Source organism: Paenibacillus sp. A3 (assembly GCF_001399685.1).
Taxonomy (GTDB): Bacteria; Bacillota; Bacilli; order Paenibacillales; family NBRC-103111; genus Paenibacillus_G.
In genome coordinates, this window is the sequence record NZ_JTHN01000178.1 from 16,533 (window position 1) to 34,795 (window position 18,263).

Annotated in this window: 18 protein-coding genes, 1 pseudogene and 1 riboswitch; of the genes and pseudogenes, 3 read left to right on the forward strand and 16 right to left on the reverse strand. The window is 56.4% G+C overall.

Going from position 1 to position 18,263, the window contains the following annotated elements; genetic code table 11:
- Positions 1-7: 7 nt before the first annotated feature.
- From QJ48_RS25310 to QJ48_RS25375, 13 genes are all read right to left on the reverse strand, one after another.
- Positions 8-1,048 carry an iron ABC transporter permease gene (locus QJ48_RS25310; RefSeq protein WP_054976188.1) on the reverse strand — a complete coding sequence of 347 codons (1,041 nt, stop codon included), beginning with the start codon at positions 1,046-1,048 and terminating at the stop codon, positions 8-10.
- A 1-nt stretch (position 1,049) separates the two neighbouring features.
- Positions 1,050-2,075 (reverse strand): ABC transporter substrate-binding protein, encoded by a 1,026-nt coding sequence (locus QJ48_RS25315; protein WP_054976189.1) that lies wholly within the window; start codon positions 2,073-2,075, stop codon positions 1,050-1,052.
- 179 nt (positions 2,076-2,254) lie between these two features.
- Positions 2,255-2,457: riboswitch (cobalamin riboswitch) on the reverse strand.
- Between the two features lie 57 nt (positions 2,458-2,514).
- Positions 2,515-3,033 carry a hypothetical protein gene (locus tag QJ48_RS25325; protein WP_054976191.1) on the reverse strand — a complete coding sequence of 173 codons (519 nt, stop codon included), beginning with the start codon at positions 3,031-3,033 and terminating at the stop codon, positions 2,515-2,517.
- A 124-nt stretch (positions 3,034-3,157) separates the two neighbouring features.
- Positions 3,158-3,427 (reverse strand): aspartyl-phosphate phosphatase Spo0E family protein, encoded by a 270-nt coding sequence (locus QJ48_RS25330; RefSeq protein WP_054976192.1) that lies wholly within the window; start codon positions 3,425-3,427, stop codon positions 3,158-3,160.
- A 135-nt stretch (positions 3,428-3,562) separates the two neighbouring features.
- On the reverse strand, positions 3,563-4,756 hold the full coding sequence (locus tag QJ48_RS25335) for an aminotransferase class I/II-fold pyridoxal phosphate-dependent enzyme (RefSeq protein ID WP_054976193.1): 1,194 nt from the start codon (positions 4,754-4,756) through the stop codon (positions 3,563-3,565).
- 16 nt (positions 4,757-4,772) lie between these two features.
- On the reverse strand, positions 4,773-5,249 hold the full coding sequence (locus QJ48_RS25340; protein WP_173426612.1) for an Lrp/AsnC family transcriptional regulator: 477 nt from the start codon (positions 5,247-5,249) through the stop codon (positions 4,773-4,775).
- A gap of 282 nt (positions 5,250-5,531) precedes the next feature.
- The gene (locus tag QJ48_RS25345; protein WP_054976194.1) at positions 5,532-5,834 is read right to left on the reverse strand and encodes a hypothetical protein; all 303 of its coding nucleotides are present in this window, start codon (positions 5,832-5,834) and stop codon (positions 5,532-5,534) included.
- Between the two features lie 154 nt (positions 5,835-5,988).
- Positions 5,989-6,918, reverse strand: a complete 930-nt coding sequence (gene cysK / locus QJ48_RS25350; RefSeq protein WP_054976195.1) for a cysteine synthase A — start codon at positions 6,916-6,918, stop codon at positions 5,989-5,991.
- Between the two features lie 70 nt (positions 6,919-6,988).
- On the reverse strand, positions 6,989-8,299 hold the full coding sequence (locus QJ48_RS25355) for an MFS transporter (RefSeq protein WP_193394498.1): 1,311 nt from the start codon (positions 8,297-8,299) through the stop codon (positions 6,989-6,991).
- 129 nt (positions 8,300-8,428) lie between these two features.
- A complete protein-coding gene (locus QJ48_RS25360) occupies positions 8,429-8,938 on the reverse strand; it encodes a hypothetical protein (protein WP_193394499.1) in 510 nt (169 codons plus the stop codon).
- A gap of 198 nt (positions 8,939-9,136) precedes the next feature.
- Positions 9,137-9,559, reverse strand: a complete 423-nt coding sequence (locus QJ48_RS25365; RefSeq protein ID WP_054976197.1) for a DUF350 domain-containing protein — start codon at positions 9,557-9,559, stop codon at positions 9,137-9,139.
- Between the two features lie 90 nt (positions 9,560-9,649).
- Positions 9,650-10,330 (reverse strand): PspA/IM30 family protein, encoded by a 681-nt coding sequence (locus tag QJ48_RS25370; protein WP_054976198.1) that lies wholly within the window; start codon positions 10,328-10,330, stop codon positions 9,650-9,652.
- A gap of 182 nt (positions 10,331-10,512) precedes the next feature.
- Positions 10,513-12,900: an endonuclease MutS2 gene (locus QJ48_RS25375; RefSeq protein WP_054976199.1), complete on the reverse strand. Its 2,388-nt coding sequence runs from the start codon at positions 12,898-12,900 to the stop codon at positions 10,513-10,515.
- 194 nt (positions 12,901-13,094) lie between these two features.
- On the opposite strand from QJ48_RS25375, the gene QJ48_RS25380 reads away from it, so the two are divergent.
- Positions 13,095-13,463, forward strand: a complete 369-nt coding sequence (locus QJ48_RS25380; protein ID WP_054976200.1) for a phage holin family protein — start codon at positions 13,095-13,097, stop codon at positions 13,461-13,463.
- A gap of 59 nt (positions 13,464-13,522) precedes the next feature.
- On the opposite strand, the gene QJ48_RS25385 is transcribed toward QJ48_RS25380, so the two are convergent.
- The gene (locus QJ48_RS25385; RefSeq protein ID WP_054976201.1) at positions 13,523-14,140 is read right to left on the reverse strand and encodes a LysE/ArgO family amino acid transporter; all 618 of its coding nucleotides are present in this window, start codon (positions 14,138-14,140) and stop codon (positions 13,523-13,525) included.
- A gap of 155 nt (positions 14,141-14,295) precedes the next feature.
- On the opposite strand from QJ48_RS25385, the gene QJ48_RS25390 reads away from it, so the two are divergent.
- Positions 14,296-15,753, forward strand: coding sequence for a PLP-dependent aminotransferase family protein (locus QJ48_RS25390; RefSeq protein ID WP_054976202.1), 1,458 nt, complete (start codon positions 14,296-14,298; stop codon positions 15,751-15,753).
- A gap of 129 nt (positions 15,754-15,882) precedes the next feature.
- Complete coding sequence (locus QJ48_RS25395) at positions 15,883-16,257, forward strand: cupredoxin domain-containing protein (protein ID WP_054976203.1); 375 nt, start codon at positions 15,883-15,885, stop codon at positions 16,255-16,257.
- A gap of 160 nt (positions 16,258-16,417) precedes the next feature.
- Here the strand turns inward: QJ48_RS25395 and QJ48_RS25400 are convergent, their stop codons facing one another.
- Together QJ48_RS25400 and QJ48_RS25405 are read right to left on the reverse strand one after the other, a co-directional pair.
- Entirely contained in the window at positions 16,418-16,984 is a 567-nt protein-coding gene (locus QJ48_RS25400) for a CvpA family protein (RefSeq protein WP_054976204.1), read from the reverse strand.
- Between the two features lie 3 nt (positions 16,985-16,987).
- Positions 16,988-18,263 (reverse strand): annotated as a pseudogene (locus tag QJ48_RS25405) (hypothetical protein); the annotation flags it as partial.

Genomic DNA, 18,263 nt, shown 5'->3' on the forward strand with positions numbered 1-18,263 from the left:
TCCGGCTTCAACCTTCCCGGATCGTCCGCTTCCGTCGCCGCAGCAAATAAGCGAAAAAGGGCGCCCCCATAAAAGCCGTGACGACGCCGAGCGGAATTTCCGTCGGGCTGAGCAGCGTTCGCGCTATCATATCCGCCAAAACGACATAGATCGCGCCTCCGATAAGCGACAGCGGCAGCAGCAGACGATAGTCCGGGCCGACCAGCAAGCGCAGCAGATGCGGCACCAGCAGACCGACAAAAGCGATGACGCCGGACACGGATACCGCCGCCGCCGTAATCAAAGTGGAAGCGATCAATACGACAAGCTTCGTCCGTTCCACGTGAACGCCCAGATGGGCCGCCTGCCGCTCGCCGAGAGCAAACAGATTCATGGCCCGCCCGAATCCGAGCAATATCGCCGCTCCGACGGCCAGATAAGGAAGCAGTACAAGCGAATAAGTCCATCCACGCAGCGCCAGGCTGCCCATCATCCAAAATACGATTTCATTAATGACCTGCTTGGACATCGAGACCATCAGCGAAACGAACGAGCCGAGAAACGCCTGCATCACGACACCGGACAAAATAACCGTTTCCATCCGCAGCTTGCCTTCCGTCCGGGCGAGCAGCAGCACCGCGCTCAGCGTAAGCGTCCCCGTCGCAAACGCAACAACCGGGACGCTCCATTCCCCGAGCAGCGAAAACTGCAGCCCGAACAAAATCAGGAAGGAAGCCCCTACGGATGCCCCCGACGAGATGCCGAGCGTATACGGGTCGGCAAGCGGATTGCGCAGCACACCCTGAAATGCCGCGCCCGCCAGCCCAAGCGCAGCCCCCACCAGCAGTCCGAGCGCTACCCTGGGCAGCCGCACCTTCCATATAATTTGCTCCGACGCCACGCTCCAAGTCTCGGGGATGTACTCGCCGGGCCATGGAAGCTGGTGCAGAAGAATCCCCCACACGTGCCCGAACGGCACGCGAACCGAACCGACGGACAGGGCAGCCGTCGCGGACAGCAGAAGCAGGACGATAGCGCCTCCGCCCCATATCCACAGCTTGCGCTTCATTTTATTTCACCAGATCCGGATAAATCCCTTTGGCGATCTCCACGAGCCCCGCCGTAATTCGCGGCCCCGGACGGCTGATCAAATCTTTATCGACACCGGCCAGCTTGCCGGACCGGACCGCTTCGATTTTGTCCCAGCCGCTGCGTTCGCGGATCAACTGGTCCATCGGCTTTTTCGACTTGTCGTCAATAATGCCATTCGGGTAAATGATCACCTGCGGATTATCCGCGATGACTTTCTCTTCGCTAATTCGAACATAGCCCTTCTCGCCGCCGGCTACATTGATCCCGCCGGACAACGTAATCAACTCGTCGATAAATTCGCCTTTGCCGACCGTCCAGCCCGGGGAAAACTCGATGAACACCTTTTTCTTCTGCTCCGGTTTCAAATCCTTCACGGCATTCACGACCTTCTGACGGTCGGCTTTCATCGAATCGACGAGCTTTTGCGCCTGCTCCTGACGGTCGAAGATTTGCCCCATCATCAGCAGATTGTTCATCACGTCGTCCAACGTTTTCGGCTCGACCTTGAACATGTTGATTTTCAGCTCGCGCAGCTTGTCGACCACCTGCGGCTTCATCGACACCCCGGTCATGACCAGATCCGCATTGGTCCCGATCAACGCTTCTTCATTCGGCTTGACGATGCTGCCCATCTTCGGCTTCGCCTTCGCCTCCGCAGGATAATCGCAGAAGTCCGATACACCGACCACTTTATCTCCGAGACCCAGAGCGAAGAGCGCTTCCGTTTCGCTCGGCGAGGTGGACGCGATTCGCTCCGGCGCCTTCTCAAAAACGAACTCCTTGCCCGTAGCATCCTTCACCTTCAAAGGATACGACGTTCGCTTGGCGGACGCCGCCGCTCCTTCCTGCTTCGTGCCGTCGGCCTTCGGCGGATTGGCAAGCTCTCCCTGCCCCGGCGTCTTCGCCGCGCTTCCGCAGCCAGCCAGCGATGCGGCCAACGCCAAGCTCAAGATCGCAGCTAACCATCGTTTGCGTAGAACCTTCGTTGTAAGTTTAGCTTTCATCTTCTCTGTCTCCTCTGGATATATGGTATATTTTATTTCCGCCTAAAACGAAAAAGGCCCTTCACCCCTGGAGCATCTCCGGGGCGAAGAGCACAGACGGACCGCCGCCCGCGATCCGCCTGTCCAAAGACGGCACACCGCTGGCCGGCTGCCCGATTCCGCTCCTTTTCCTCGAAGGACGCTTCGCTTGCCGTTCGGGCAGGTTTCCTGGCTTACGGGCTTCCTTCCGGAGCTCCCCGCCTTCCCGCTTTACATCAAGCAGTGGCGTACCGGAGAGCATTCGCCCGTTCACAGTGGCGGGACCGCGCCGGATTCGCACCGGCTTCCCTTTTAACTTGCAGGCTTCCATCCGCCCGCAAGCACCCGAACCGCTATTCGATTATCCGCTCGCCGACGGCTTTCCATGGGCTTCTTTCCCCCATCCAGCATCACCGAACGATTACTTTTGCGCAATGATTTTTAACACTTGCTTTGCTTTTTCCAGGTCCGGAGCACTCTGCGGAATGAACGCGAACAAATCCTTGCCGTTCAATTGAAGCTCCGTGAACCAAAGGGACTTCTCCATCGGGATGCCGTACAGATGCTTCTCCTTCTTGTCGCCTACGGGAATTTCCATGACGCCCTCCGCAAAATCCTCCGGCTTCGCCACGTCGTCAAGCGACACGTATCCGCCCTGCTGTGCCATGCCCTTGAACTGCTCGGCCGGAATAATCAACACCCCGTGCCCTCCGGCGGCAATTTCGACCATCATTTTCTCGAGCGAAAATAGCGGTGACGTCACGACCTGTACGGTAGGCGTCTGTCCGATTTTGCTCTGCAGCGACGCTTGAAGCTTTTCCCCGATTTCCGTCGGAACGCCGCTTTTCCCCATCAAAAACACCGTCACGTCCGCCTTCGGTCCTCCGCAGCCCGCGAGCACGAAGATCAGCAGCAGACCGAGAAGCCATCTCCTTCTCATCGTCCCTTTGTCTCCCCCTCTAACCGTGCCGCCGGATTCCAGTCTCCGCGGCTCTCTATCCTTGTATCTTACCACGCCGGGGCTGCGCTTTCAAAGCTTTTCCGACAAAGCAAAAAAGGACCGTTCAACGACGGTCCCCTTTAGGACGATTCATATATTCATTGATCTTGATATCGAGCTGCATGCTGATTTCGACAACTTGGGGAGACGTAAGGCTGTTCCCGTTCTGTACAAGCTGTTCCAGCTGACGCCGGAGCTTGTAAATGTCATCTTCCAGCGAAACGGCGGATGAGGCCTGTTTTCTTTTTCCAAAAGTCCACTTGGCCTTGTGCTCGCTGTCGCGAATCCAGCCGACGTTCAAATATTGCCGAAGCTGATATTCCGGAAAAGCCATCCCCATCCCTCCCACCAGGTCGTCGTCATCAGACTTAAGCTGACAAGTTTTTATAGGTAAGTCATAGATTTAAACCTTTTATACCTATAAGATACCAGTTTTTGGGGGATTTGAAAATGATTTATTTTGACGAAATTACAACTTTTTTATGAAATTTCCAATCCTGTCGATTGCTTCTGTCAATTGATTGACCGATGTCGCATACGAGCAGCGGATAAAGCCCTCTCCGCCGAGACCGAATACGTGCCCGGGCACCGCCGCGACCTTGGCCTCAAACAGCAGCCGCTGGGCGAATTCCTCCGAACTAAGTCCCGTAGACTGGATCGAAGGGAAAGCGTAGAACGCACCCTGAGGCTCATGGCACGGCAGGCCGATCTCCCGGAAGCCGTGAACGACCAAACGCCGCCGCTGGTTGTAGGACTCGACCATCTTGTCCTTCTCCTCCATCCCGTTCGTGAGCGCTTCAAGCGCAGCCACCTGCGCCATGGACGGAGCGCACATCACGGTGTACTGATGGATTTTCAGCATCGCCGATATGAGGTCTTGATGCCCGCAAGCATATCCCATCCGCCATCCTGTCATGGCAAACGCCTTGGAGAAGCCGCTCACGAGAATCGTGCGGTCCCGCATGCCGGGCATCGACGCGAAGCTGACATGCTTTTGCTCGTAGGTCAGCTCGGCATAGATTTCGTCGGAAATGACGATCAGGTCGTTCTCTTCTACAATTTTCGCGATCGGCAGCCAGTCCTCGTACGTCATGATCCCGCCGGTCGGGTTGCTCGGGTAGCACAGGATGAGCACCTTCGAGCGGGGCGTAATGACCGCTTTCAGCGCTTCCGGCTTCAGCTTGAACTGGTCCTTGGCAAACGTTTCGATTCCGACGGGAACGCCGCCGCTGATCCGCGCGATCGGACTATAGGAAATGTAAGTCGGTTCCGGAATCAGAATTTCGTCTCCCGGGGCGATCAAAGCGCGCAGCGCAAGATCGATGGCCTCGCTGCCTCCGACCGTCACCATGACCTCGTCCGACGGCTCATAGAGCAGTTGGAACGATTCGTACAAGTACTCCGCGATCGCCTCCCGCAGCTCGAGCAGGCCGGCGTTGGGCGTATATTTCGTATTGCCGCGCTCCAACGAATAAACGCACGATTCCCGGACATGCCAAGGCGTGTGAAAATCAGGCTCCCCGACGCCAAGAGAAATAATATCTTTGCTCCCGCTTACCAAGTCAAAAAACTTGCGAATCCCCGAAGGCGGTATTTCCTGCACGAGCGGCGCCAAATACCCGTGCATTGACTTGACCTGCTGTACCTGTTTTGACTCAATCATTGCTTTTCAGCGTCCTTTACGGCGAGATTAAAAGACGGCGGTCATCCTCATGATCTTCAAAGACGATTCCGTCTTGCTTGTATTTTTTAAGAATAAAATGCGTTTTGGTCGAAAGCACCCGGTCGATCGGAGACAGCTTGTTGGAGACGAACGACGCCACTTCCTTCAGCGTCTTCCCTTCGATTTCCACCAGCAGATCGTAAGCCCCCGACATCAAATAAACCGATTTGACTTCCGGATATAAGTAAATGCGCTCGGCAATCGCGTCGAAGCCCCGTCCTCGCTCCGGCGTAATCTGCACTTCGATCAGGGCGGTGACCTTCTCATTGTCCACCTTGGCCCAGTTGACGACCGTCGCATATTTGACGATCACGTTCGCTTCCTCCAGCTCGCGGATCGCTTCCGCCACTTCGGCTTCGGACGCCCCCAGCATAGTCGCAATCAGAGCCGGCGTACGTCTAGCGTCTTCCTTCAGCAGCTCGATGATTTTCATTTTGAATTGTTCCAATGACAACGCCCTCCTACTAGTTATACGAAGCAAACGGCCTCACCCGGCGAATCCACCGTGAGCCGGGAAGCCTGCGGGGTCGCAGCCTCGCAACGAGTGCCGGAACCGATGGCTTATTACTCCATATTACACCCGTCAGCCGCGCTTTGGCAAAGTAAAATTATGCGGGCTCGCTTCCCGCCGCTAACGGAAGCACTCTTCCCATGCATAGCAAAAAAACCTCCGAAACATATTCGGAGGTCGATAACGGCTTATATCAAGCCCGTATCAGCAATGGCAGTGACTCTCTACCGGGGAAACGGCCAGCAGTTTGCGCATATAGGCTTCGATTTCCCGCCGTTCATAGCCGGGCCTGATCTTGCATTCGAACGCTTGCTGTCCGATGTCGTCGCTTACCAGCCGCCCGAGGCCGACCAGTACCCCTTGGTCGTAGGCCGCGATGACAGGGCCTCCGTCGCATAAAGCTTCGTAAGCCAGCGGCCGGCGCTCGCCGGTCCGTTCGGACACGGAGTCGATCAACTGCTGAAACTGCGCTTCGCCCGGAAGCTCGTTATGCAGCGAGATTTTCATCCTTGGTTCCCTCTCTTCCATACTGCTTTTCGGTGTCGAGATTGATCTCTATTGATTATTATACATTTAATTGCATATTTATTCAACATTTCCGACGGAGTTTACAAATAAAAAAAGCCTGTCCTTGTCGGACAAGCCTGTCTTCCCTATCGGATCAAAAAATCCCCATGCTCAAATAGCGCTCTCCGGTATCCGGAGCAATGCACAGCACGCGCTTGCCGCAGCCGAGCTTGCGGGCAATTTGAAGCCCCGTCCAGACCGACGCTCCGGCGGACGGGCCGACCAGAATGCCTTCGAGACGCGCCAAGTCCCGCGTCGTTTGCAGCGCATCTTCGTCGGATACCTGGACGATTTCGTCATAGACGCCGGTGTTCAAAATTTTCGGCACGAAGCCGGGGCTGGTGCCCACAAGCTTGTGCGGTCCCGGCTCGCCGCCCGACAAAACCGGAGAGCCTTGGGGCTCGACGACGTAGATTTGCACTCCCGGAAGCTTCTCGCGAAGCACTTCGCCCGTGCCTGTAATCGTGCCGCCCGTACCGGCGGTCGCGACGAACGCATCGAGCCGCCCTTCCATCTGTTCGATGATTTCCAGCGCCGTCGTCGTCCGGTGAATGTCCGGATTCGCCTTATTCTCAAACTGCTGCGGGATGAAGCTGTTCGGAATCTGCGCCTGCAGCTCCATCGCCTTGCGGATCGCACCGGGCATCCGCTCCTCGGCAGGCGTCAAGACGACCTCCGCTCCGTACGCTTTCAGCAGGTTGATCCGTTCCTTCGTCATGTTGTCCGGCATGATCAGAATCGCCTTGTAGCCCTTGGCCGCGGCGTTCATCGCCAGCCCAATCCCGGTATTGCCGCTGGTCGGCTCGATAATCGTCGCGCCCGGGCCGATTAGGCCATCTTTCTCCGCCTGCGCGATCAAGTTGAACGCCGCGCGGTCCTTGACGCTTCCGCTCGGGTTGAAATATTCCAGCTTTACATACAGCTCCGCATCGTTTTCCTGAACAAGCCTGCGGACCCGCACGGCCGGCGTATCGCCGATCAGCTCCGTAATGCTGTTCACCATTTTTCCGGTAGTCCTCTTCATGCTGCCTGCCGCTCCCTTCCCTATCCCTCTTATTTTATCGGGAAGGTATGGTTTTAGCAAGCTAACGGGTTCACGCCACTTCGGCTTTGCGCATCCAATACCATACGGCGAGCGGCGAACTGCCGATGAAGAGCAGCAGCCAGTTCATGGCGGCGGGCGACTGGGTGAACGAAACGACGGCGATAAACAAAACGGTGCCAAGCATTCTGCCCGTATTCAGCGCCAACTCCCGCATGACGATATATTCCTCCCGCTTCTTCACGCTCTCCTCCTCCCGCCCGATGAGATCGAAGACGATGGAGGTCATGGGAATGCCATACAGCGGGTAAAAGACGGCCGCGCCCACCCCAAACAGCAGCAGCGTAAAGAAATTGACTTTCCAAAAAAACGGCAAAATGACAAGCACCAGCATCACCGCGCCAAGCAGCATCGCTTTTCCTCGAAATCGGGGCTTCAGCAGCTTGCCCGCAACCAAAAAACTAAGCAGCGCGACCGCAGAAGTGACAAGCGAGAAATTGCCCAGCGACATCTCACTCCCTGTATGAACATACACCAGCAGTCCGATCATGAAGCCGAATACGCCCTCCCGGACGCCTTGGGCCGTCAGCGCGAGCCCGACCTTGCGCCAAGCCGTATCTTGATATCTTAAGCACCGCCAGGCGAGAAACCATTCGTAGGTCCCGGACGTTTTGCGTTTTTTCAGGAAAAAGCTGAAAATCACCCCGACCACAAACACAATCAACGACAAGGTAAAAATGAGCCGATACCCCGTCGCCGCATGCAGCCGGACAATCAAAAAGCCCGAAATCCAAGGCGCGATCATCCCGGCGCCCGATCCGAGCAGGCCCGCCCATCCGTTGAACCGGTCGCGGTCGTCCGGGCCCGTCACCTCGAAGTAGACGACGTTGAACGCAAGCCAGAATAAGCCCGATGACAGGCCTTGGACGGCTCCGAGCAGTACAAAATAGTCTGCCGCCCTCCCCCCGAACCAAAGCACCAGCATGTAAAAGACAGCCGCAACCGCAACCCCCGTGCGCAAGCAGTTCATTTTGTTATGCTCTTTGACCCATTTGCCCGCAATCCAGAACGTTAGCGCCATCGTCAAATGATGAATGAGCGTAAACCATCCGATGACCGTAAAATCATGCTTGGCTTTCCATAGGTACACATTGACGAACGTGCCGGACAAGGCGTTGGCCACGGCAAACAAGCCGTTTACCGTCAGCAGAAGCCGGGATTGCCCCGATAACGGGCCGCCTTTTTTCTTCTTCGGTTCTCCGCCAGCCGGGCCTGCTTGCTCAACGTCACGCCATCTGTGCTCCTCCGCACGATCCTTGCCTCGCACCCAATCGTGCGGAAAATGTTTAGCTCCGGAATGCATGCTCTCACCTTGTATCCGTAAATTGTCTTAGTTAAGCTTCCCTGTTCGGCGGAAATCATGAATGAAGGCCAAAAAAAGGAACCCGGAAACCGGCAAATGCCAGCTCCGAATTCCTTTTTTAGGTAGATCTTAATTTTTGGCTCCATAATCCCGAAGCTGCTCGACAAACGCGAGCCGGTCCGTTTCCGCCAGCTGCCGGTCGACTTTGAAGCAGGACGGGCATAAGTAAACCTGAACGCTGAATGATGCTTGCAGCAGCGGCTTGCCAAGCGCCGGATGCACAAACGGAACAAAAGCCTCCGAAGCCGGTTCAGTGCCGGCCAGCAGCATAAAGCTGTGGCAGGAAGAACATTCGGGCGCTTCCTCTTGACTGTCCAGCAGTTGCTGAACGCCTTCCCCGTAATCGTCTGCCAGCTGCAGTTCCTCGTCCGACAGCTCCAGGTCGTCATCCAATTCTTCCTCATCGTCATATTGGATGCCTGAATCGGAACTCTCCACCTTCAGTTTAATGCTCCGGTAATCGCCCAGCTCGTTGAAGCAGTGCGGACATTCCTCTTCCGGACCGATTTCCGGATCCCATACAATCTCCGTATGGCACCACGGGCAAACCTGATTCTCTGATTGCGACAAACGCGTCATCCCCCTTAGCGGCGGCGGGTGAAGGTCTGCTTTACGCCTTCACGCTATGCAAATTTAATAAAATAGTAAACGCCCGCGCCCAAAAAAACAAGCGCAAGCGCAAATAAGGTGCCCCATAAATATTTCACAAGGACTCTTCCTCCTCCGGTCTTGAAGAACGATCCGATTGTGGCCGGCCCTCTTCGCCGGCCCCCGGCATCAGGTCACGCTAGCGCCGATAACATAGGACAACGATACCGAAATCACCATGGATAGAAAGCCTACGGCCCGGTTGTCCTTCTGGATTTGCTCATCGATTTTGAAATACGGCGTCAAAAACTCAAAAATAAAATAAGCCGCCAGCAGAAGCAAAAAGCCATACCCTGCCCAAATCAACGAATGCAGCACCGAATCGTTATTCAAGATCGCAAAACGGAACAGGTTGCATATCCCGAATATTTTGCCCCCGGTCGCCATCGCTACCGACAAGTTGCCGTTCTTGATCTCGTCCCAATCCTTATACTTGGTGACAAGCTCGAAAATCACCAAAAAGACAATCAGCGCCAGCACGGCGATCGAAAAAAATGCCAGCGTCTCAACATAAGGGTTGCTCAACAAAAAATCTACCTCTTTATCCGCCATAATCGATCCGCCTGCCTTTCGCCTCAATCAAGATGAGTTTTTAACACTGAAGAGACTGAAGGCGTCAGGCCTTCAGTCTCCTTATGTCGCTTACTCTGCTTGCTTCTTGGCCGCCAGCTTCGCACGAAGCGCTGCCAGTTCATCGTCAACACCGTCGTTCTTACTGAGCGCTTCGAACTCGTCGTCGAGGCTCTTGTCTTTGGAGCGCAGCTCGTTGCTCGCTTCGGCTTCCGCTTCAAGCTGCATTACCTTTTGGCTCATCCGGTCGAAGCCTTTCGCCGCATTGTCGGTACCGAAGCCGGTCATCGCCTGGTTGATTTGCTTTTGGGCTTTGGCCGCTTCCGCGCGGGCAACCAGGATGTCCTTTTTGTTCTTCATTTTGCTGAATTCGTCCTTCATCTCGGACAATTGGTTGCGCAGACGGTCGGCGTTGGCTTTCGCCGTATCGTATTGCTGCTTCATTTCGTCGTAGCGCAATTGATGCTCTTTCTTGTCCTGCAGCGCGCGGCGGGCCAAGTCCTCGTTGCCGGATTCCAGCGCCTTGAGCGCTTGATCCTCGCGTTTTTGAACCATTTCTTGCGCTTCCTCATACTGCTGCTTGAACTTCTTCTCGATCGCGATTTGCTTCGCAACCGCCGACTCGGCTTCCAAAATATCTTCTTCCATATCCCGAAGGAATTGATTGAGCATTTTTACCGGGTCTTCCGCTTTATCCAGAAGATCGTTGATCGAAGCCATCGTCATATCACGCAGTCTTTTGAAAATTCCCATGTTAAAATTCCTCCTGTACGTTTGTTAAAAAAATAATATCGCTTCAGCCTGCAGAGCTTCACTAACATCGATGCTTACACTCGTATATACGGATGATGCGGGCCGGAGTTTCATTTGTCGAATAAATTTTTTCCAATGATAAGTGCGGTCCCGCTGCGACCGGAAGGAAGAGCGGGCTTCTTCTATTTCAACTCGGCTACCGTGACCCCTGCGCCGCCTTCGTTGTAAGCCCCCATCCGGAAGCTCTTGACATGCTTATGCTTGCGCAAAAACTCTTGAATGCCGGTCCGCAGCACGCCGGTGCCTTTGCCGTGAATGATGAACACCTGGCCGAAATTGGCCAAGTACGATTCGTCCAGGAAGCGGTCCACTTCAATGATCGCCTCTTCCACATTGGCCCCGCGCAAGTCCAGCTCCATCTTGGCGTTCTCGTCGCGCGTCCGCTTCAGGCTGGAAGTTGCCTGCTGCTGCGGCTTCTTCTGGGCTGAGGCTTGCTTCAGCAGCTCCAGGTCCGCTTTGTTCACTTTCATCTTGAGAATGCCGAGCTGCACGGTCACTTCCGTCTCGCTCACCAGCTCGACCACATGTCCCCGCTGGCCAAGATTCGTCACCAGCACTTCATCGCCCGGCTCGATACGGTCGGCCTTTTTGCGCGGCGTGCCGGCCTTGGACTTGCTTCGGAGCTCGGGAGCGGCATCGTTCATCCGCCTTTTCAGCTCGCTGAGCTTGTGATCCTTGACTCCGCCCGCTTCCTCGCGCTGGATTCTGCGAAGTTCGGTGATGATCTCGTCGGCTTCGCGGCGGGCTTTTGCCACCGCTTCCTGCGCCTCGCGCTCCGCACGCTCGAACAGCTTATCCTTCTGCTCTTCGAAGCGCCGGCGTTCGGCGGCAAGCTGCTCGCGCAGCGTTTCGACTTCGCGGCGGTTGCGCTCCGCCGATTCGCGCTCGGCCTCGGCCTGCAGCCGGTTCTCTTCGAGCGTGGCGATCATCGATTCGACGCGCTGATCCTCCTCGCCGACCTGAACGCGGGCATGATCGATGATGGTTTTCGCCAAGCCGAGGCGCTCCGCAATCGCGAACGCGTTGCTTCGCCCGGGAACGCCTACAAGCAGCCGATACGTGGGACGCAGCGTCTGCACGTCGAACTCCATGCTGGCGTTGATGACGCCCTGCCGGTCGAAGGCATACGCCTTCAGCTCGCTGTAGTGCGTCGTCGCAACGATGCGGCAGCCCATCCGGTGCATGTGCTCCAAGATCGATATCGCCAGCGCCGAGCCTTCCGCAGGGTCGGTCCCGGCTCCGAGCTCATCGAGCAGCACAAGGCTCTTAGGCGTCATTTCTTTGAGAATCCGGATGATATTGGTCATATGGCTGGAGAACGTACTGAGGTTCTGCTCGATGCTTTGCTCGTCCCCGATATCCGCATAGATCGCATCGAACACGCAAAGCTGGCTGCCTTCCTCGGCCGGAACGAACAGCCCTGCCATCGCCATGAGCGACAGCAGACCGATCGTCTTGAGCGAGACGGTCTTACCGCCCGTATTCGGTCCGGTCACAATGATCGTCGAATAACGGTTGCCCAGCTCCACATCGAGAGGAACGACCTTTTCCGCGGGAATGAGCGGATGCCGTCCGCGCTTGAGTTTAATGAAGCCGCGGTCGTTGAGCAGCGGCAGCGTCGCTTTCATCTCGCGGGCAACGCCCGCTTTGGCGAAAATAAAGTCAAGCTCCGTCAGCGACTCTACGTTGACGAGCAGCGTATCCGCGTTATCCGCTACGAAGGCGGACAGCATGCGGAGAATTTTTTTGACCTCCGCCTCTTCTTTCAGCTTTAATTCGCGTACGCGGTTGTTCATTTGCACAACCGATTCCGGCTCGATAAACAGCGTAGCCCCGGAAGCCGATTGATCGTGGATCATGCCGCCGAAATGACCGCGGTATTCCTGTTTTACAGGAATAACGTACCGATCTCCCCGGATCGTTACGAGATTGTCCTGCAGCATCTTTTGAATGGACGGCGTGCGCACCATTTGTTCCAGCCGCTCGCGGGCTTTCGATTCGCTCGACCGCAGCTCTTGACGGATTTTCAACAGCTCCGGGCTTGCGGTATCCATGACCTGCGCGTTCTCGTCGACGCACCCGCGAATCCGTTCTTCCAATTCCTTATGGTCCGTCATCGGCTCGAGCAGGTCAAGCAGCAGCGGAATGCTGTAATCTTCGTTTGTCGCTTCCAGAAACCTGCTCAGCCGGCGTCCGCCTTGACTCGTCATCGCAATATCCAACAGCTCGACCGGGTTCAGCATGCCGCCGATCCGCGCCCGATGAACCGCAGCGCGGATATCGCGGATGCCGCCGAACGGCGCGCCGCCCTTCAGGCGGTCCACGTTGACCGCTTCGTCGGTCGCCTGCAGCCTGCGCTTCACTTCATGAAAGTCGCCGCTCGGTTCAAGCTCCTCTACCCGGCCTTTGCCGAGCGATGTTGCGGCATGGTTCGCGCAGCGCTCAAGCACTGCCCGGAAATCCAGCGTCGCCAATATTTTTTGATTGTATGATGTCTTGTTCGTATTCATCGCTTTCGTTTTAGAAACCTGCCTTTCTTACCGGAAAAAGCTCTCCATTGCTATTATATCCAAGTCCGGGTAGTAAAGCTAATGAATTTCCGCTAAGGATTGCCATTCATAAAGCCGAAGACGTGGGAAAACCTATAAGGTGCACCGAAAGCGTTTGACGAATTACCGCAAAGACACGAAGGAGGAACTGCACGATGCACTTGCTTGGACATCTCGTCAGGTTTATCGTTTCCGCCTTAATGCTGCTGATTGTCAGTTGGATCGTTCCCGGCTTTAAGGTCGGAGGCTTCTGGAGCGCCTTTTTCCTGGCCTTGGTCATCGCGATCGCGGCATGGGTCATTGAAGGAATCTTTGGCAGAAGGATCACTCCGTTCGGCCGGGGGGTTGTCGGTTTTTTAACAAGCGCGCTGGTCATTTGGCTTGCCCAGTTTATCGTTGGCGGCGTATCGACAAGCATTATCGGTGCAATCCTGGCTGCCCTGGTTATCGGAATCATCGACCTGTTCATTCCGGTGAAAACACCGTTTGAGCAAGGCCGTTCCGGTCGTGAGAACGCCAAGTAAGCAAGTCGGCCGCAGGCAAAAGCGTCTGCGGCGTTTTTTTCGAACTTTGAGGCATTTCGTCATACAAATAAGGAATAAATCAAATAACCGGCCGTCCCCCAAATCATTAAAGCCGATACCCGATTCAACCAAGCGTGGAACCGCCCGGAAGCATCCAGCTTTCCGGTGATCCGCCCGACGCCGGCGACCCCGATAAACCACAGCCACGATACGACGATGGCCGCCGCGGTAAACCCGACTTTGTCCGCTCCCGTATAGTTCAGCGAGCTCGTTCCGATCACGCCGACGGTATCGAGAATCGCATGAGGGTTAAACAGGGAAATTGAGACGGTAAAAGCGATTTGCTTCGAAATCCGAAACGATTCGTGCGAGCTTTGAACGGGCGGTCCCGAAGCCGATGCGGCTTTCCAGGCGTTCCAGCCCAAGTAGAGCAAAAATGCGGCGCCCGCGATGAGCAATACCGTCTTGACCCAAGCAAACGCCAAAATAACGACGGAAACCCCTAAAACGGCGGCCAAAATGAGTATCGTGTCACATAGAGCCGCCGTGACCGAAGCGGACAGCGCAAGGACGAACCTCCGCTGAACAACCCCCTGCTGGAAAATAAACAGATTTTGCACCCCCAATGGGAGGATCAATCCCAAAGCTAAAACAAATCCGTGCAGTACCGCTTGCATGCTCTCTCCTCCTGAAGCTATCTGAATAATCTTGTCTTCATCCATCATACCTCCCCCAGCGGAAAAGTCTTCAACCAAACGGTTGGTAGAGTTCCCAACCAAAACAATCTTTGCTACAATCGGAGTAACCGACTTCGTACGGAGGGATGGCCCCTATGTACCGCATCGACTGGCAGCCGGACGAGAATTCGCCGCTGCCGTTCTATTTGCAAATCAAAACCTATATGAAACGCAAAATCGAAAACGGCGAGTGGCCGGTCGGCAGCCGTATCCCCACACAGCGACAATTGGCCGAGGCGCTCGGCGTCAATCGGTCCACAGTCGTCACGGCGCTTCAGGAGCTGATCGCCGACGGGCTGCTTGAAGGCGACGGCCGCCGCGGCACGAAAGTGGTGAACAATCCGTGGTCTCTGCTGACCTCCCGCACCCCGCCCGACTGGGATTCGTATGTCCAGGCCGGCTGGCACCGGCCGAATCTGCCGACCATCCAAATGATCAATGAGACGGAATTTCAAGCCGGGATGATCCGTTTGAGCACGGGAGAGCCGTCTCCGGCGCTCTATCCGCAGCCGCTGCTCGGAGAGGTGTTCGGACGGCTTGCCTCCCGTATTCACACGCTCGGCTACGAAGAGCCGCGCGGGCTGCTGCCGCTCCGGGAGCAGCTAAGCCGCCACCTGCGAGCGCTCGGCATCGTCGCTTCTCCGGCCTCGATTCTGATCGTCTCGGGAGCGCTCCAAGCCCTGCAGCTTATTTCCCTCGGACTCGTCAAACCGGGAGCCACCATGATTACGGAGAGCCCCTCCTACCTGCATTCCCTGCATGTATTTCATTCCGCCGGGGTCCGGTTAGCAGGACTGGAGATGGATTCGGAGGGCATTCGCATTCGCGGGTTGTCCGAACTGAAGCCCCAGCCGAACCGGATGCTGTATACGATTCCGTCCTTCCACAACCCGACGGGCATCGTCATGTCGGAGCGGCGGCGCGTCGAGCTGCTGCGGGAATGCGAGCGGCTGCAGCTGCCGGTGATCGAGGATGACGTCTATCGCGAGCTATGGCTGGACGCCCCGCCTCCTCCGCCCTTGAAAGCGCGCGATCCGAACGGACTCGTCCTTTACTTGGGCAGCGTCTCCAAGACGGTCGGCCCGGGCCTGCGTACCGGCTGGATCGCCGGACCGGAGCCGGTTATCCGGCGGCTTGCGGATCTCAAAATGCAGACCGATTACGGGTCAAGCTCGCTTTCCCAATGGGCGCTGACAGAATGGTTCGAACGGGGCTTTCATGAAGAGCATTTAAGCCGGGTTCGTATCGTACTAAAGCAAAGACGCGACGATGTGTTGGACATGCTGCAGAAGCATTTGTCGGGGCTTGCGGTATGGAATGTGCCCGCAGGCGGCTTTTACATTTGGCTGCGACTCGTGCCTCCCGTTTCCATGAATGCGCTATTTACACGTGCGCTCCAGGAGGGCATCTTGTTCAACCCCGGAACGGTGTACGACTCGCTCGGCGGCCCCTACATCCGGCTCTCTTATTCGTTCGAATCGGCGGAACGCCTGAATTTTGGCCTTCGAAAGCTTGCCGGACTGATCCGGGAACTGAGCTCCCAACCAAAGTAAGGTTCGACAGGGAATGACACGATGTTTTCATATTGTTGTCACCGCTCCGACACAGCCTTAAGGCCGACGGTTGCTGTATCATGGAATGAGAAAAATATTCCACGATGGTTGTGAAAGGGGACTTACCGGATGAAAAAATGGATCGTCAGTGTGGCAGCAGTCGGGATGATTTTCGCCTTGTCTGCATGCGGAGCCAAAGAAACCCCGAAAGCTTCGGAGCCGGCAAGCGGCAATCCGGCGGCTCAGCAGGTAAAATTGGTGGCGACGAACTTCCAGTTCGATCAGAAAGAATATAAAGTGAAAAAAGGCGAGGACGTTACGTTTTCGCTGGAAAACAAGCAAGGCATGCATGCCGTGCAAATCAGCGGCGTAAACGTCGGTTTGGACAACAACAACAAGACCAAAACGGTCAAAATCGACAAAGCCGGCACATACGATATCGTCTGCTCGCTTCCTTGCGGCCAAGGCCATGCTACGATGAAATCCACGCTTATCGTGGAATAAGAATAGCCTAATATAGCGGCGAATCATTCCAAAGCGGCTTCGTTTGTACTGCGGGACAGGCGGGGCCGTTTTTTATTTAAAATATGAAAAAGGCATGCTCGCGGCTTGAATTATTCCAAGCGTGAAGCATGCCTTTTTTCAGTTATTCGATTCTGCGGTTTCAGGATTCCCCTGCTTTAACCCGACCGCTGCGGTTGTTCCAGAGCTCCTGCAGCTTATCGGTCAAAATCGGAGTATGCTCCAGGACGTACGGTGTCAGCATGGAGTTTTTGAGCTGATTCTGCGCGCCGTCGTTCGGGATGACGGTCATGACATGGACGGCGATTACCGCGATGACCGCCGCTTCCGCAAAGCCGAGCGCCGCGCCGCTCCATTGATTGACCTGCTTGAGTCCCGGCGCCGCCGCCAACCAGTTCAGCAGCCGCCCGCCGATGCTGAACGCGATTTTGACCCCGAAGAACAAAATGGCAAACGCCAACGCATTATAAACGTAATTGTCCAGCTTCAAGCCCTTGGCTAAAAATTCATACTTCTGGTACGTTTCATGCCCGGATAGCGCAAGCGTACTGCCCACCAGCGGCGCCACGTCGTCATAAAAGAAAAAAGCGATCAAATACGCGGCGACGAGACCGACGACAGATACGAGTTGGCCGATAAAGCCGCGCGCAAACCCTAGAACCGTTCCGACGGCGAGCACCGCCAGAACGGTGTAATCCAGTCCGTTCATTCGCTATTCCTTCTCCACGAGCTCGATCCATTCGTTGTATTCGATCTGGAGCTTCTCGTACTCGGATTTCAAGTTCTGCAATTCCTCGAATACTTGCTCCGCCTTCTCCTGATGCTGCCCGTATTCGGTCTGCAGCGCTTTGTGCTGTTTTAGCTGCTCAGTGAGCTGCTCTTGAAGCTCATTGTACAGCTCGACCTGAAGCTCTAGCTCGTCCTTTTGTTCCGCCAACTCGATTCTCAGCTGAGCTCCCTGCGCCGCTTGCTCGGTCAGTTCGGCGATTCTCGCTTCCTGCGCAGCCAACCGCTGCTCTAACGTCTCCCGTTCGCTCTGCGCCGTTTGCTGCCGATCCTCTAGCGCGGCACACTGCTCCTGCAGGGCACGGCTCAGCTCTACGGCCGCTTCGCGTTCCTGACGCAGTTCTGCAAGCTCGCGTTCACGCTCGCCGAGAAGGCGCTGGAACTCCTCGTGACGCGCCTCCTGCGCTGCCGCCGCTTCGCGAAGACCCGCTTCTTGCTCAGCCAAACGTCGCGCCAGCTCGTCATGCTGCCCTTGCAGCTCGTCATAGAGCTCCTGATGAACGCCAATCTCCTCTTCCTGCTCACGGAGCTTAGCCCGCAGCTCGTCAACCTGAGCCGCCTGCGTGTCACTGTGCTGCTCCCGTTCGGCAAGCTCACGCGCCAGCTCGGTCTCCCGCTCGCTAAGCTGCTGTCCGAGCTGCGCGATGCGCGCCGCCAAGGCAGCCGCTTCTTCGTCGAACCGCCGCTTCGCTTCGGCCAGCTCGCTTTCCCGCCTCCGCTCCAGCGCTTCCAGCTGCCGCCGCTGCTCTTCTTCGCGGGCTGCCAGCCGGGCGTCGCTCTCGGCCGCACGCGCCTTCAGCTCCGTCTGGCGCAGCTCTGCTTCGGCAAGCTCTGCAGCGTGCTTCCGCTCCAGCGTCTCCAGCTTGCCCCGCAGCTCCGCTTCTTGGGAACCGCTGCGCTCCCGCAAAGCGGCCAGCTCGCCTTCGAGTTCGTTGTACAGCTCGTGCTGCAGCGCAAGCTCGTCTTCCTGCTCGCGCTGCTTTCCGCGCAGGGCTTCCAGCTCCGCCAGCAGCCCGTCGCCGCGCTGCAGCTGCTCGCGCGTCTTCTCCAGTTGCTCGCCAAGCTGCACCTCGAGGCGGCGCTTCTGTTCCTTCAGCTCCGCCTCGCGAGCCGCTAGACGCTCGGTGTAGCTCGCTTCCGCTTCGTGCATCTGCTCCGCCAGCATCGCCTTTGCCGCGGCCATTGCCTCGCGGCTGCGCTCC